Genomic DNA, 15186 nt, shown 5'->3' on the forward strand with positions numbered 1-15186 from the left:
TGGTTTCAATCGTAGATAGAAAAACAGGCTATTTATGGTGAAAGAAGTGCAGCACTCGTAAGAGTCAGGAGATTTGAGAAGCCACGGTTCACTTACTAGATCCAATCAAAGAGAAATTACAGTCAATCACTGCCGTTAACGATAAAGAATTTAGCTTGCATGAACAAATCGCAGCTGGGTTAGGAATAGAATTCTACTTTGCCGATCCTTACAGTGCAGGGCAGAGAGAGGGACGAATGAGAATACCCATGGTTCGATCAGGCAATATATTAGAAAAGGGAGTGATTTAAAGGACGACTATATTACCGAGATTACTCACCGGCTAAATCATCGCCCAAGAAAAAGACTCGGATTTAAAAGCCCGAGTCAGGTATTATTCCAAGAACATGGTGTTGCAATTCAAATGCTAATCTAAGTTTATTAAAGTTTTAGTTGGCTAATAAGCCTTCTAAAATCTGTTCATAAATTTCAGCAAGCGGTTCTAAATCATCCACATTTACGTGTTCGTTAATTTGATGGATGCTGGCATTTAAAACACCTAACTCAAGTACTTGTGCACCGGTAGGAGCAATAAAACGGCCATCTGAAGTACCACCACTGGTTGAAAGTTCAGTTTCAATACCTGTTACATTGCGAATCGCATTTTTGGCAGCATTGACCAGTTCACCGACTGGGGTCAGGAACGGTAAGCCGGAGAGTGTCCAACTAATATCATAATCCACATTGTGACGGTCAAGAATTTCCAAGGTACGTGCCTTAAGCTCATCTGCTGTCACCTCAGTTGAATAGCGGAAGTTAAACAATAAATTCATTGTGCCCGGAACAACATTGGTCGCGCCTGTACCTGCATTAATATTTGAAATTTGGAAAGACGTTGCAGGGAAGTATTCATTGCCATTGTCCCAAACAGTTTCGCACAGTTCAGCCAATGCTTTAGAGGCTGTATGAATAGGGTTAATCGCAAGATGAGGGTAGGCCACATGCCCCTGTTTACCTTTAACGGTTAAGTTGGCATTTAATGAACCACGACGACCATTTTTTACAATATCGCCCAGTTGGTTGGTGCTTGATGGCTCACCCACCAGACACCAGGTTATTTTCTCATTACGTGCTTCTAAGGCTTCTACGACTTTTACCGTGCCATTAATCGATGGACCTTCTTCGTCAGAGGTAATCAGGAATGCGATAGAACCTTTATGATCTGGATGTCTTGCAACGAAGCGTTCAGATGCCACCACCATGGCAGCAAGTGCAGTTTTCATGTCGGCGCTACCACGACCGTAGAGCTTACCATCACGAATTTCCGGTACAAATGGGTCAGAGTTCCAGTCGTCTAAACTGCCTGTTGGAACAACATCGGTATGACCTGCAAAACATAAAATAGGCGCTTCTGTTCCTTTACGTGCCCATAAATTATTGACGTCTTCAAAACGCATCGGTTCAATGTTGAAGCCAATTTTTTCTAAACGTTTGGCCATGATGTTTTGGCAGCTATGATCGATTGGTGTGACAGAAGGCTGACGTAACAGTTGCAGGCTTAAATCTAGAGTAGCGGAAGAGGTCATGCGATTTTCATCAGTCGATAAATTTGTCCGCTATAATAGGCGAATATGCCCTTGAATGTGAATGACTGCTATAAAAAAACCCTATCTGGGATAGGGTTCCATGTTGTACTAAAGACCAACTATTTTTTGTGGATTTCTTCAGATGTTTTTTCAGCAGTATTGGTTACAGCATCTCCAGCTTTGGATACATCCTCACCCATACCTTTAACGGTATTACAACCAGTTAAAAAAAATGCCATAATAACGGAAGTTGCCAGAATTTTTTTCATCATAATCTCCAAGTAATTCATTATTTTGATGTGAGTTTAGGTTAAATAATACAAGATATAAAAAATATGAGTGTTTGATAGTAGAAAAGTAATAAATTGTTATGAAGGTAGACATTTCTCATAAAGTTAATGCGTGAAATTCAGAGAAAGCAGCGGTGCATGTCTGAACATATAGAAGTTGGGCGCATCTTTTTGCAAATATAAACCATTGACCCACCAATAGGCAGTTTCACTACTCATATGAGATGCCGGACAGATCCATTCTTGCCGATCCAGACGATAATATGCAGCCGTTTTTGGGGGGATTTCACTGCCCCAATAGCCTAAACGCCGCTTGAGATTTACCCAAGCCGGAATGACTTGCTGGGTATGTGCAACAGGAAGATAGAGTTGACCTTTCAATACTGCAAAACGACTTTTAATTTTGTATTCCAGCGCATCTTCAAACTGAAATTGTTTTTGGCTAAAGTGATTTAATTTTCGAATCAAGGTATCACTACGGTTTAAGCCATACCAACAGGCCAAAGAAAAGTCCCGTTCAGCCAGATAATATTTTAAAGCCACTTCCCAATGTTCGATTTGATTTGTTTCGGTATTGAGTAATAGGAAATCGAGTTCGCCCAAGGTCTTAGGTCCCGCAATTTTTTGAATGCTGTGACCAAGTAATTGATAAGGGTGATAGGCCTGATCAAGCAGCCAAAACCAGATAAACATTTCAAAGCGTAGACCTAAACGGGTACTTTTTAGCTGTTGTAAAAAGGTTTCCAGTTCTTGAGGATGTTGATCTAAATAAAGCAGTCTTGAATGATAACTCTGAAAATGCCTTGCCCAAGTTTCGTTGTCATGCAATTGAAAAGAATGCTTCAGTACCAGTTCTGCTGGAATAGCGGCTAAAATATTCGGACTGGCTATACAAAATGCCAATTGTCGAACCAGTAAATTTTTAAATTGAAGCCAAGGTTCATCAAGATCAGACCCTTGATTTAAAGCAAACATAGAAACACCCAGCGATAAATTAAAAAGTGCAGAATTACAACGGATCATATGCAAAAACACTTTATACTACCGCAATTAGTGGTGTGGGGCAGTGTTATGAAAATGTTGTTTTGGCGGAGTTTAGTGGTGATTTTCGTCATCCTGGGCTTTATCGGAGCAGTTATACCGGGTATGCCAACGACAGTATTTCTTATTTTAGCTGCTTGGTCCGCCTCAAAAGGTTGGCCACAAATGGATGCGTGGTTGCTCAATCATCCCAAATATGGTGCAACCTTGCGAGCATGGCGTGAAAACGGCACTGTACCGCGTAAAGCGAAATGGTTCGCCAGTATCATGATGCTGATCAGCGCTATCATTATGCTGTTCACCAATGCACCGTTGTTGGTCAAAATATTTACCGACTTGACCATGCTTTCGGTTGCAATCTGGCTGTGGTTACGTCCTGAACCTTCGGCTGAACCGATCAAAGAAGTAGAGTAATACCCCTCATGTCATATACCTTAGAACAAGCAGACGTCTGGATTGATTTGGCTGAACAAAGTTTAACTTTGCCAAAGCATAATAAGTTTTATCTGATTTCTTCGGGTAAGAATGGTATGGGTGAGCAGGAAAATTCAGGCAAGACACCTAGAGGCTGGCATAAAGTCGCGCTTAAATTTGGTCACAGCGCAGCTAAAAATGCGGTTTTCAAGGCGAGACAGGAAACTGGCGAAGTCTATAATGAAGTATTAGCGGCACAATTCCCGGAACGAGATTGGATTCTCTCGCGTATTCTCTGGTTAAGCGGTTTGGAAGACAATTTTAATCTGGGCGAGGGTTGCGACACATTTAAGCGTTATATCTATATACATGGCACTCCTGATAGCGAACCGATGGGTATTCCGATGTCACATGGCTGTATTCGTATGCGCAATGAAGATGTAGTTGAACTGTTCGACTTAATTCCTGAACAAGCCTTGGTTTTTATATCTGAACATAGTTTAAATGCAACTGCCTGTAAAACAGGCACAGTTTGCTAAAATAACATTTGAATAAATAAAAAGTGAAAATTCATTTATTGGAGTTGGCTAAAAAATAGCATTATTCCCCGATTGTTCAAAAAATATGAAAAATTTTGCATCAAAATGAGCGTCTGAAATTATAAATTTTTGCAGAAAATTCTAAATAAATGACAGAAATTGTTTGTTTTTATAGCAATTAACCTATTTTTTAATCACTCAAACGTAAAAAAAACAAAACAGGCTGAAAAGCGTTTGACAGGCTGCATAGATTCTCTATAATGCACCACACAAACGATGAAGTCGTAAAGGGCGCTTAGCTCAGTTGGTAGAGCGTCTGCCTTACAAGCAGAATGTCGGCGGTTCGATCCCGTCAGCGCCCACCAAGCCTTTACGTTAAATGACTTAAGTGCAGCGGTAGTTCAGTTGGTTAGAATACCGGCCTGTCACGCCGGGGGTCGCGGGTTCGAGTCCCGTCCGCTGCGCCACTTAATTCAGATAACAAGTTGTTTGTACCACAATAGCGACATTGTGTAGATGCAGCGGTAGTTCAGTTGGTTAGAATACCGGCCTGTCACGCCGGGGGTCGCGGGTTCGAGTCCCGTCCGCTGCGCCATTTACATGATAGACCTCTTGAGGGCGCTTAGCTCAGTTGGTAGAGCGTCTGCCTTACAAGCAGAATGTCGGCGGTTCGATCCCGTCAGCGCCCACCAGATTTTTTGCGATGCAGCGGTAGTTCAGTTGGTTAGAATACCGGCCTGTCACGCCGGGGGTCGCGGGTTCGAGTCCCGTCCGCTGCGCCATCCTTAAAATCGAAAATGTAACACCCTTAAAGGGCGCTTAGCTCAGTTGGTAGAGCGTCTGCCTTACAAGCAGAATGTCGGCGGTTCGATCCCGTCAGCGCCCACCATATCTTCGGATATGAAACTTATTTATAAGTTTGCCGTGCAGCGGTAGTTCAGTTGGTTAGAATACCGGCCTGTCACGCCGGGGGTCGCGGGTTCGTGTCCCGTCCGCTGCGCCATTTTCTAGATTCCTTGTTCTAGATCATGGTTACATCCAGCAAGATTTCTTTCTTGCCTCATAAAAATAGCCATGCTATTTTTATTCCTCAAGGGCGCTTAGCTCAGTTGGTAGAGCGTCTGCCTTACAAGCAGAATGTCGGCGGTTCGATCCCGTCAGCGCCCACCATATATTCTCCTTGCTCAAATCCTGTTTTTTTCATAGAATCTCAAGACTATAATAATTTTAAATATTGAAAAAACTATGAGAAATCCCTATCAACGCAAAGCTGCGTCAAAAAATCCAAATAATACCTATAATGCTCAAGATATTTACAAACAATTCATTGAAACTATTGTTGCTCAAGGTTCTATTAGTGCTTTATATGATGATGGGTGGGCTCTGTGTGCGACCCCTACAGGTCAGCGTGCTTTCGCCGTTTGGCAGCATAAAAGTATGGCAAAGTTGCTGATTAAAGATAATTGGGAACGCTATCAAATTCAGGATATTTCACTCAAAGATTTTGTTGAAAAAGTTATTCCTTTTTTACGCCAAGAAAATACCTGTGTCTCGATGGATTTAACCCCTGAAGGGCAGAATGTTCTGGTAGCGCCGGAAAAATTATTATTAGACATAAAAAATTATCTGTATCAGATTTATTTGCAAAAGCCAGAATTATTTAAAGACACCAAACTGCCTATACCACGCAGTATTCGTATAAATTAATACTTTTTATTTATTACCTAGATTTGCATTTAAAACCTACTTATCCAATTCAATATTCATTGAGCAACCACCCACTGATAAAAGCAAAGTATTCTCTTAACCAAGAGTTATAGCGAATATACAAAGGTGTCGGTGCACTTATAGTCAGAATCTGTTGATAGCCCTGATGCTGGGCAATAGCTTTGGCGCGTAAAATATGAAAATCACTGGTTGCAATGACAACCGGCTGATCGAGTGTAATGTGATGTTCTAAAAGAAATGGTTGAACATTCCGCAAATTTTGTTCCGTGCTGGTACTTTGATCTTCTAATAGAATGCGAGATTGCTCAATTTGATGATGTTTTTGCATGTATTCAGACATCACTTCTGCTTCAGTCACCCGCTCTTTAAAACCTAAACCTCCAGTCATCACCATGATCGCTTGAGGATATTGCTTAGCATATGTGGCAGCGACATCTAAACGCTCTTTTAAAGTTGGCGAAGGTTTGCCGTTTTCTATACCGCTACCGAGTACAATAATGGCGGCTGCCGGTTGTGCTGTCGTGTTCTGCTGAATCGTATATTGCAGATAAGCGAAAAAAATCAGCAATGTGCCAAGCCACAGAAAGAATCCTGCCCAAGCACAACGCCATAAAGTCAGCCGTAGTTTATTTTTACTGGTAAATAATTGAATAGCATTAAAAAATATGGAATACAGGATTAATCCGATACCGATAATAACAGGAAGAATGATCCCTAAGTGGATTTTATCGAGTGAAAGTAACCATATGCCATCAAGTGCCAATAAGCTGCCTATGATAAAACTGAAGCTGCGTTTTAGATGCTCGGACATTAAGCTGACTCTGGGTAAATGATGCTGTTAGTTTAAACAAATTAGATACTTTAAACATAAAAAAACCGAGCCTTAACGCTCGGTTTTTATTGTCTTTAATATTTAGTAAACATCACGACGGTAACGACCTTCTTGACGAAGCCGATCGACTGCTGCTTCACTTAGAATATCAATCAGGGCTTGATCAACATCACTCGCCATACCATTAATGCTGCCGCAAACATAGATCACCGCACCATTATCCACCCACACTTTAAGTTCATGGGCGTGCTCGCGTAGTTTATGGTGCACATAGATTTTTTCTTCTTGATCACGTGAGAAGGCTAAATCGAGACGTTGCAGCATGCCTGTCGTTTGCCAAGCTTCAATGGTACTTTGATAGAAGAAGTCATGTTTACGTTGACGTTCCCCAAAGATCAGCCAGTTTTGAGTGTAGTTCTGACGGGTACGTGCATGTAACAGGCTCATTAATCCGGCAAGACCTGTACCGTTACCAATACAAATGACTGGACGATTGTCATCAATCAAATGGAAGGATTCATTGGTACGAATGCGCAGCGCAATTTGACTATTTAATGCCGCATATCGAGTCAGCCAGCCCGAACCTAGACCCAATTTCCCTTGAGCATCCGATTTTTGACGTACCACTAAACGCAGCACTTGTTGTGATGGAATACTGGCAATTGAATATTCACGTGAAGGCAAGGTATTTAATTGTTCCAGTAAATGTTCCATATTGGCAAAAGGCTCAACCTCCATGGTTAAGTCCTTATCCCATAGCGCTTGCTCAATATTCACTTGCAATGAATCCACTTGCATCTTCGGCTGGATTTGATGCTTTTGCAAAAAGGCAGTAATACGTTCAGTACTGTTACCCGGTTGAATTTCTGCAATATCACCCGCTTGCCAACTCACTTCATGAGTCGGCTTCAATTCGATATTAAATGCAGGTGCACCTAAGCTGTTTGGATTGAGCAGATCACGTTTTGTGAGTGTCCAGGTATCGAATGTTTTTTCGATATTCATGGCTTGTAAGTCTAGTTTAGTCACTTTGGCTAAAGCGCTGTTCCATGCCTGAATCTGCTGATTATTGGCATTATCCACCTCAATGGGGGCAAATAATTGTTGTGCACCATTTTGCTTTAACCACGCATCAATTTCATGTCCAAAACTACAGAAGGTATCTGGATAATCACTAGAGCCCAAGGCCAAAACAGCATAGTGTAGATGACTTAAATCAACTTTTGAGGAAAGTATTTTCTTGACAAAACTTGAAGCTAAATCCGGCGCTTCACCCGTGCCGTAAGTACTGGCTACAAACAGGACTTGTTCGGTATTTTTTAGATCATCGAGACTTAAATGTTGTACGGATTTTACGCTTACAGGCTGATGAGCCTCTTGCAGACTTGTTGCTGTACGCCAAGCCAGTTGTTCAGAAATACCGGTTTGGGTGGCATAAGCAATCAGCCAAGGTTTAGCATTTGGATCAATACTGACAGCAGTTAAGCTATTGCGTGCTTCTTGAGTCAGTTTCTTCTGTTTACGGCGTTTAAGATATAACATCCAGCCGGTAACAAAGAACAATGGCATTGACAGAGCGGCCAGCATAGCCATAAATTGGTACACCGGACCAAAGAAGCTGCCACGGTGAACTGGCAACATACTGCTCATGATTTTTTCATTTAACTTTTTATCTTCATAAATTTCCATATTTTTAATAGATGAAGTTTTATAGTCAAATGTGGCTTTATTCCGCGCACGTTCATGTTGCGGCACAGCATCAACAAAAGTCAGCTCAACTTCGCCATTGGTTTTTTTCGGCACATTGAGGGTTAGGCTAGAATAATCACGACCAATTTGGGCATTAAATCCAGTCCATGTTTGGCTTAGAGCAAGATTGATTTGCGCAGGACTTAGACCAGATTTATCATCACCTTCTCCACGCGAACCTTTTTCAGCACCTTCTCGATCTTTGTTATTTGCTTGTGCCTGTTCAGCGCCTCGCGTATTTTGTACCCCACGCTCCATATTTCCACGGCCTTCAGTGCTTGAGACATTTCTGCCACGTTCACCACGACCTTGAGCTTCACCTTTTGATTCTTTTTGCTGTTCCACACCCAACACAGTATAGAAGCCACTACGCCACCAGCCATAAGACCAGGTTAAGCCAGTACATGCGATAATCAGGAAGAAAACAACCACCCAAGTACCGACCACCGCATGCAAGTCCCAAAGAAAATTACGGCCTTTAAGTTGCGGTTTAATCATGAACCATTGTTTGAAAGAGTGTTTTTTAGGCCAACGTAGGTATAAACCACTCAACACAAAGAACAGCAGCATGAGGGTACATGCGCCAGTAATTTGCTTGCCCACAGGGCCGATAGTTAGGTTGCGATGCAACTGTTGTATAAACTGGAAGAATTCTTGCCCTTTGATTTCGGGTAAAACTTCGGCAGTGTAGGGGTTGATCATCATGTTATAGCCCTTACGTGCACCTTCTTTGACAATATTCATGCTTGAAGATGCAGTGGGGTCTTTGGCAATAGTGATGCTATTAATTTTCATCTCTGGATGAGCAATATGGAAATGCTGATACAGTTCTGCAGGGCTTAATTTGTCACGATTTTCAGCTTGTACGGTATAACTATCTGGATTCAGCCATTTTTGAATCGGTTGTTCATATGAGTAAATGGCACCGGTAACCCCCATAATCGAGAGGATTAACCCCGCGGTAATTCCGAGGAACCAGTGGATCTGAAAAAAGATTTTTTTTAACATAGCTGAAAAAAATGCAGAGGTGGATGATATTAGTGCGAATTATAACTGAACTTTTGGCAGATAATAAGGATTTTGTAATTAATGTTTATTATCATTCTCATTTGTATTTATTGTAATTAAAAAACCCCCAGAAATTTGGAGGTTTTTTATGCAAATCTTTTTGATTAAAGCAGAGCTTAGATCTGTTTCGCTTCACCCACTGTTTCTGTCAGATGCTTACGAATGGTATTGAAGGAAAAATTTTTCGAATCCATACGTTTTGGCAAAATATAAGCACCTTGCTGGCCTTTAACTTTGAAATTAATCAACATGAAGTCAGGTGTGTTATACCATTCATAAATATCTTTCCAGCCGATTGCGCCAACACCTTCCTGCGCACCCATTTTTTGACGCATGATAAGCCCGTGTGGCTGGACACCTAAACGAATACCCTTGATTTCCTGCACAGGGAATTCATTCATTTTACGTTTCACGTACCATTCCAAACCGAATTTACGGATGAGGAAGTAGGCCACAACGCAAACCAGTGCAACCCAACAAAAAATGGTCGAATAGTTCTTTAACAAGATAATACCAACAATAGATAGTGCAGCTACGACAGCCATAATGATCCAAGTCTTGGTGCCGATTTTGTTGGTACTACGCCAAATAGCAAGTTGAGCTTGACGTTGTTCAGCCTCTGAAATTTCATAGTTCACAGGCTGTAGGGTATAAGCGTATAAATTTTTCGCGGTCATAATGAATTAACAAATTTAGAACTGTAAAAAGTTTAGCATTATTTATACCAATTCAGTGAGTATATTGTTCCAAAATCATTCGAATTATAATGAGGCCAATTCGGTAGCTTTCTCATCATGGTCATGACTCAAACTTTGCTTTAAACGGCTGAGTTGATTCAGAATACTTAACATTAAAGATAACTGCTGTAAAACAATCAGCGGTTTCTGATCATCTTCATTATTTTGGCTTAAGCGCTGACGAATCGTGTTCAGCAAATTTTGCGCGGTCAGATCGGGAACTTCATCTTTTAATAAAGAACCTTGGATATCCTCTAAGGTCAGGTCCAAAAGTTTTAATACTTCTTGATCCTGTATTTTTTCACGGTGCGCACCGAGCGCGGCAATATAGCTGAGCAGGGTGTGATTCAAACATAAGAATTCAAAGGCCAGGGCTTTTTGGGTTGGATCGAAATCAGGCTCGGTGGCTAAAGTTGAGATTAGCGATGCAACTTCAGCATCATTATTATGTGCAGCACGACGCACCACACGGTATTTCAAACCGTTATTACGACCTTGTTTATAGTGTTCAATCACTTCTGCCAAATAGTCGCATTGTGCCGTAAGAGAGCGATTGATGGTGCGCGACAGGCGCCGGAATTTCCAGTCCGGGAAAATAAAACTGACCCCAAACCATGCGAAGGCACAGCCAATTACGGTATCAATCATGCGGGGTAATGCTGCTTCAAAACCCATACCATCAAGATTAAAGTTAATCAGCGCAAGAATGGTAATAAATGCAGTAGCTTGAGCATATTGTTTACTGCGTAATTCAAAGAACAATACGCCACTTAAAATTAGCAGTAATAGTTGTCCCTCAATTGATGGGATAAAGTACAAAATGGCATAGCCCAGAATAATACCGACTAAAGTACCGACTATACGCAGGCGTAAACGACGTTTGGTTGCATTAAAATTGGGTTGGCTGACAAAAAGAGCTGTCAGTAAAATCCAGTAACCATATTCAATATTGGTCACTTGAACAAAAATATAGCCAATCAGCAAGACAATAGAGACCCGGATTGCATGTCTAAACAGCACAGATTCCGGAGTCAAATGCTGTTTGATGCGGATCACCATATCATCCCAGCCTTTTAGATCATCATCCTTTAACTGGTGTTCAATATGTTTCGCTTTATCAAATTTGATATGACGTTCTGTTTCGACATTGCGCAGTTGCGCATCAATCGACTTTAAATTTTGATACAGGGAATATAGTGCATTGATCCAGACCTGGTCATATTGTTGCTCAGCGCGTAATTTTTCTAAAGACAGTTTCAAATTGGCGAAAGCAGGCTTGAAACGCTTGTTATGCTGATAGGTTTCCCGGTGCAGGATACTATAACTTAAATCTTTACAGGCTTTGGCCTGAATGAACAGAATCCGTTGGAAGCGAAATAAAATATCGCTATGTTCAAAAATTTTAACCAGCTTTTGATAGTCAATGTGCGCTGAATCGGCGCGTTCATGAATATCCTGGGCGACAAAATAATATTGTAGGCTGCGACGGGTATCTTTTTGCCCACGGTCACCCTTTAAACGGGTTAACAGTGCAGTTTTCATTTCATTGAAAATGCCGACCAGCTTACCATTTTCCAAAGACAGTTCAATCATGCTTTGCTGATAGCTGCTTGGGGTCATGTCGACATCAAACAGGTTTGATTTTGCAAACAGAAAATCGCCTAAGGATGAATAACACTGCGACAATTTATCTTGTACCTGGCGAACTGGAAATAGCAAGAAACTGATGGTTGACATCAGGCCATACCATGCAGCGCCTGCAACCAACAGCAAGGGCTGCGTATACCAATTGTCAAATAGCTCAACCCCCAGCATCGAGTAAACTGAAATCACCAAACAGCCGTAGGAAATGGTGGCATAGCGGCGTCCCAAGGAGCCCAGCAGAATCCAGCCAATACAGGAAACAATCAAGCCCAAGGCAAATAAAATCGGATAAGGAAACAAGAAATAAACAGAGCAGGCTGTAATAAAGAAACCGATATAGGTATAAATCAGGTTCATGATACGGACCGAGAATCGGTCATCAATATCACTTAAACCTGCAGCCACGACGCCCAAGGTTAAAGGTATAGTCGCAATTTGATAACCCATAAAATAGGGCACAAAAGCCGTACCTGCAAATGCAATAATCATGCGCAGGTTATACATAAAGGTGGTGTTATACGTCGCTTGTTTAAGCCGCGTCAGCCAAGATTTCAAAGTTGGTTCCTACCGCAAGGTGATTTGTGCATTGTGGTGTTGAATTATGTGATTTTTCACTCTCAATTCTGGGAAATAATACTATGTACAGTGTAAGCTTGTCTTCAAAGCAGTCATTTAAAAATTAAATATCGATATGTCTGAACAACAGTCTACTCAACAATATTCTACGGCATGGATCATGCTGCTGGCCTTACTGACTTCATTGGGTCCACTTTCCATCGATATGTACTTGCCGGCATTGCCACAAATGGCCAATGACTTTGGAGTAAGTACCCAAATGGTGGCCAATACTTTACCTGCGTACTTTTTAGGTTTGGCATTGGGACAACTGGTTTATGGCCCGTTGAGCGATCGGATTGGCCGTAAACCCCCACTTTATTTTGGTTTGCTGCTGTACATTATGGCCAGTATGTTGTGTGTCTTTGCGACCAATGAATGGAGTCTAATTGCAGCACGTATTTTACAGGCTATTGGGGGTTGTGTCGGGGTCGTCATTGCCCGGGCTGCGATTCGTGACCGTCTAGACATGCAAGCTTCTGCGCAAGCCTTTGCCAGTATGATGATTGTGATGGGAATTGCACCGATTATTGCGCCAAGCCTGGGTGCAATGGTATTGAAATTCTTTTCGTGGCATGCGGTGTTTGTCTTTTTAACGCTAATAGGCGTGATTTGCTTGTTATGCGTACACTTTTTCTTTAAAGAAAGCCTGACGCCTGAACGCCGTTTAAAATTGAATATAAATCAGGTAGGCAGTTTATATGCTGTAATTTTTACTGATCATAGTTTTAGATGGCCAATGCTGGCCGGCTGTTTTTCGGGTGGCGTGTTGTTTTGTTATATCAGTTCATCGGCTTCGGTCTTGATGGATGATTATGGCCTGAATCAGCAGCAATTCGCTTATGCTTTCGGTATGAATGCCTTGGGTATTATGCTGTTCTCTACGTTAAATAAAAAACTGGCACATCAATTTTCAGTACTTGGCCGTTTGAAAATAGGCGGTATGCTTCAGCTAATTGGTGCATCTATTTTGTTCATTGCAGGTTTGATGGACCAGATTGCACTGTGGGTAGTGCTTTCAGGCATGTTTTTGGCGGTTGCAGGTATTGGCTTTACCGGACCAAATGCCATGGCTTTGGCGATGTCCGAACAAGGTTCGCGTGCAGGAACTGCCAGTGCCATTATGGGGAGCATGCAATTTGCCTGTGGTCTACTCGGTGGCGTGATCTTGAATTTCTTGATTTGGAATGCACTGTTGAACTTGGGTCTGGTGATGTTGATATTTGTAGGTGTAACTTTGCTGGCAATCAAACAGCTAAATTTGCCTGCACCTCATGAGCGAAAAAATACTTAATATTGAAACACTAAAGTAAAAATAGAAATAAAAAGAGACCGGTATTCAGGTCTCTTTTTTTAGGTTGAATAAATCTATTCATTTATCCAGGAACACGGTAAATTCTTCAACAGCTATACGCGGAGTAATAAAGGTATTTACAATATCATCTGGATCGGCATAACCCAATGCAATGGTACATACCAGTTCTTCATCTTCTGGGGCATTGAGTGCATTCAGTACAATGGCGTGAAAATGATTCCAGGCGGCTTGAGGACAGGTATCTAGCCCCCGTGCTTTGGCTGCGACCATAACATTTTGAATCATCATGGAAATATCCATTTTGGCACCAATGCCCATGACTTTATTCACGGTAAAATAGAGCGCAACAGGGGCATCAAATAACTGAAAGTTGCGCAGTTGCTGGCGTGCCATTTTTTCTTTTTCGCCTTTTTGTATGTTGAGTAAACCATATAAACCCCAGCCATTTTCACGGCGACGCTCAATAAAGGGTGAAATCCAGTTTTCCGGATAATAGGCAAAAGTTTCCTGATATTGGCCAGAAAGTTCTGGCTTGGTGAAGAGTTCGACTTGTGCTTTAGATACACGTTCCACCATTTCATCACGTTTTTTTCCTGTCACCACATAAACTTTCCAGGGTTGGGTATTGGTTCCTGAGGGTGCGCGACTCGCTACAGTTAAAATATCTTTAATGATTTGAGGATCTACTGTTTTATTCAAAAAAGCACGTACAGAATGGCGTGAAGTAATTGCCTCATCAACATGATGAACCTGTTGCAAATTCATAAAAATTCCTTTTGAAATGAGATTTTTAGCACTTATGATTATATACATTAGTCTGATATTTAAGCATGAGAGTGTGGATGATTTGTTTGCTAAGTTAAAGAATATATTCATTATTTTTAAAGAAAGATCTAATAACAAGATTATTATTTAATCATTACTCAAGAAAATTGATTTTAATCAAGCAGAGAACTTGATAGATTGTTGGCAACATATGGTTTACATATGTTGTACTTTTATAATACGTTATACTTTTTTCACTGTACTAATAAGCAGAAAATGCAATGATTTTTGAAGCTTTTTAAAATTTTAAATCGTGATTTTTTTTTCATTGATTTGTTGATTTTTTAAGGGTCACTTATGTACGGATGCGAAATATTTAAATTGGAGATTAGGATGAGTCGCTTACTCAAGGGTAAATTTATGGCTAAAAGTTTAGCGTTAGCAGTCACAGCTTTAATGGTAAGCACAGCACATGCAGGTAAAGCTGAGCAACAACAAATTCAAGAACTACGTCAAGAAGTTGAATCATTAAAATCTTTAATTCAACAGCAACATCAAGTTCAACAACAACAGCAAACTCAAATTGAGCAAGTGAAAGCCCAGCCTGTTCAGCTTGCGGCAGCGCCAGCAGCTAAACCTGAATCAACAACCGGCTTTAAAACTAAAGCCGGTTCAAGTGTAAATATGTATGGTTTCATTCGTGGCGATGCGAACTATATTATTGAAGGGGCGGATGATGACTTCAATAATGTTGCTAGAGTTGGTAATGGTACCGTTGGTTCCGTAAAAGATAAATTACGTGCAACTGCTAAAACTACCCGTATTGGTTTAGATTTTACCGCGCCAGTAGCAGATGCCAAAGTGGGTGGTAAAGTTGAAGTTGA

Annotated in this window: 12 protein-coding genes, 8 tRNA genes and 1 pseudogene; 13 read left to right on the forward strand and 8 right to left on the reverse strand. The window is 41.2% G+C overall.

The features are described 5' to 3' along the window. Window positions 1-428 precede the first annotated feature (428 nt). From dapE to ACKI4H_RS15405, 3 genes are all read right to left on the reverse strand, one after another. Entirely contained in the window at window positions 429-1565 is a 1137-nt protein-coding gene (gene dapE, locus ACKI4H_RS15395) for a succinyl-diaminopimelate desuccinylase (protein WP_407307275.1), read from the reverse strand. Between the two features lie 119 nt (window positions 1566-1684). Continuing rightward, a complete protein-coding gene (locus ACKI4H_RS15400; RefSeq protein ID WP_407307277.1) occupies window positions 1685-1834 on the reverse strand; it encodes an entericidin A/B family lipoprotein in 150 nt (49 codons plus the stop codon). A 126-nt stretch (window positions 1835-1960) separates the two neighbouring features. Then, on the reverse strand, window positions 1961-2830 hold the full coding sequence (locus ACKI4H_RS15405) for a DUF1853 family protein (protein WP_407307279.1): 870 nt from the start codon (window positions 2828-2830) through the stop codon (window positions 1961-1963). Between the two features lie 96 nt (window positions 2831-2926). Here ACKI4H_RS15405 and ACKI4H_RS15410 point away from each other — a divergent pair, with 96 nt between their 5' ends. The 11 genes from ACKI4H_RS15410 (at window position 2927) to ACKI4H_RS15460 (ending at window position 5556) form a co-directional block, all read left to right on the forward strand. After that, complete coding sequence (locus ACKI4H_RS15410; protein ID WP_407307281.1) at window positions 2927-3310, forward strand: YbaN family protein; 384 nt, start codon at window positions 2927-2929, stop codon at window positions 3308-3310. An 8-nt stretch (window positions 3311-3318) separates the two neighbouring features. Next, complete coding sequence (gene elsL, locus ACKI4H_RS15415) at window positions 3319-3849, forward strand: cell wall-recycling L,D-carboxypeptidase ElsL (protein ID WP_407307283.1); 531 nt, start codon at window positions 3319-3321, stop codon at window positions 3847-3849. A 289-nt stretch (window positions 3850-4138) separates the two neighbouring features. After that, window positions 4139-4214: transfer RNA gene (locus ACKI4H_RS15420), tRNA-Val, on the forward strand. 25 nt (window positions 4215-4239) lie between these two features. After that, a tRNA-Asp gene (locus ACKI4H_RS15425) sits at window positions 4240-4316 on the forward strand. A 51-nt stretch (window positions 4317-4367) separates the two neighbouring features. After that, a tRNA-Asp gene (locus tag ACKI4H_RS15430) sits at window positions 4368-4444 on the forward strand. 21 nt (window positions 4445-4465) lie between these two features. Then, a tRNA-Val gene (locus tag ACKI4H_RS15435) sits at window positions 4466-4541 on the forward strand. 13 nt (window positions 4542-4554) lie between these two features. Next, window positions 4555-4631, forward strand: a tRNA-Asp gene (locus tag ACKI4H_RS15440). Between the two features lie 31 nt (window positions 4632-4662). Beyond that, window positions 4663-4738 (forward strand) — tRNA-Val (locus tag ACKI4H_RS15445). 37 nt (window positions 4739-4775) lie between these two features. Beyond that, window positions 4776-4852, forward strand: a tRNA-Asp gene (locus ACKI4H_RS15450). Between the two features lie 91 nt (window positions 4853-4943). Beyond that, window positions 4944-5019: transfer RNA gene (locus ACKI4H_RS15455), tRNA-Val, on the forward strand. 75 nt (window positions 5020-5094) lie between these two features. Next, window positions 5095-5556 carry a DUF2750 domain-containing protein gene (locus ACKI4H_RS15460; RefSeq protein WP_407307285.1) on the forward strand — a complete coding sequence of 154 codons (462 nt, stop codon included), beginning with the start codon at window positions 5095-5097 and terminating at the stop codon, window positions 5554-5556. Window positions 5557-5605: 49 nt separating this feature from the next. Here the strand turns inward: ACKI4H_RS15460 and ACKI4H_RS15465 are convergent, their stop codons facing one another. The 4 genes from ACKI4H_RS15465 to yccS form a co-directional block, all read right to left on the reverse strand. Continuing rightward, entirely contained in the window at window positions 5606-6388 is a 783-nt protein-coding gene (locus tag ACKI4H_RS15465) for a YdcF family protein (protein WP_407307287.1), read from the reverse strand. A gap of 102 nt (window positions 6389-6490) precedes the next feature. After that, window positions 6491-9166 carry a PepSY domain-containing protein gene (locus ACKI4H_RS15470; RefSeq protein WP_407307289.1) on the reverse strand — a complete coding sequence of 892 codons (2676 nt, stop codon included), beginning with the start codon at window positions 9164-9166 and terminating at the stop codon, window positions 6491-6493. 176 nt (window positions 9167-9342) lie between these two features. Next, entirely contained in the window at window positions 9343-9903 is a 561-nt protein-coding gene (locus tag ACKI4H_RS15475; RefSeq protein WP_407307291.1) for a hypothetical protein, read from the reverse strand. 84 nt (window positions 9904-9987) lie between these two features. Then, on the reverse strand, window positions 9988-12162 hold the full coding sequence (yccS, locus tag ACKI4H_RS15480; RefSeq protein ID WP_407307293.1) for a YccS family putative transporter: 2175 nt from the start codon (window positions 12160-12162) through the stop codon (window positions 9988-9990). Between the two features lie 136 nt (window positions 12163-12298). On the opposite strand from yccS, the gene ACKI4H_RS15485 reads away from it, so the two are divergent. Continuing rightward, a complete protein-coding gene (locus tag ACKI4H_RS15485; RefSeq protein ID WP_407307295.1) occupies window positions 12299-13516 on the forward strand; it encodes a multidrug effflux MFS transporter in 1218 nt (405 codons plus the stop codon). Window positions 13517-13594: 78 nt separating this feature from the next. Here ACKI4H_RS15485 and ACKI4H_RS15490 read toward each other — a convergent pair whose 3' ends face one another. Further along, entirely contained in the window at window positions 13595-14302 is a 708-nt protein-coding gene (locus ACKI4H_RS15490) for a nitroreductase (RefSeq protein WP_407307297.1), read from the reverse strand. Between the two features lie 393 nt (window positions 14303-14695). Here ACKI4H_RS15490 and ACKI4H_RS15495 point away from each other — a divergent pair. Further along, window positions 14696-15186 (forward strand): annotated as a pseudogene (locus tag ACKI4H_RS15495) (DcaP-like protein); the annotation flags it as partial.

Origin of the sequence: Acinetobacter sp. (assembly GCF_045628685.1) — a bacterium.
Lineage (GTDB): Bacteria > Pseudomonadota > Gammaproteobacteria > Pseudomonadales > Moraxellaceae > Acinetobacter.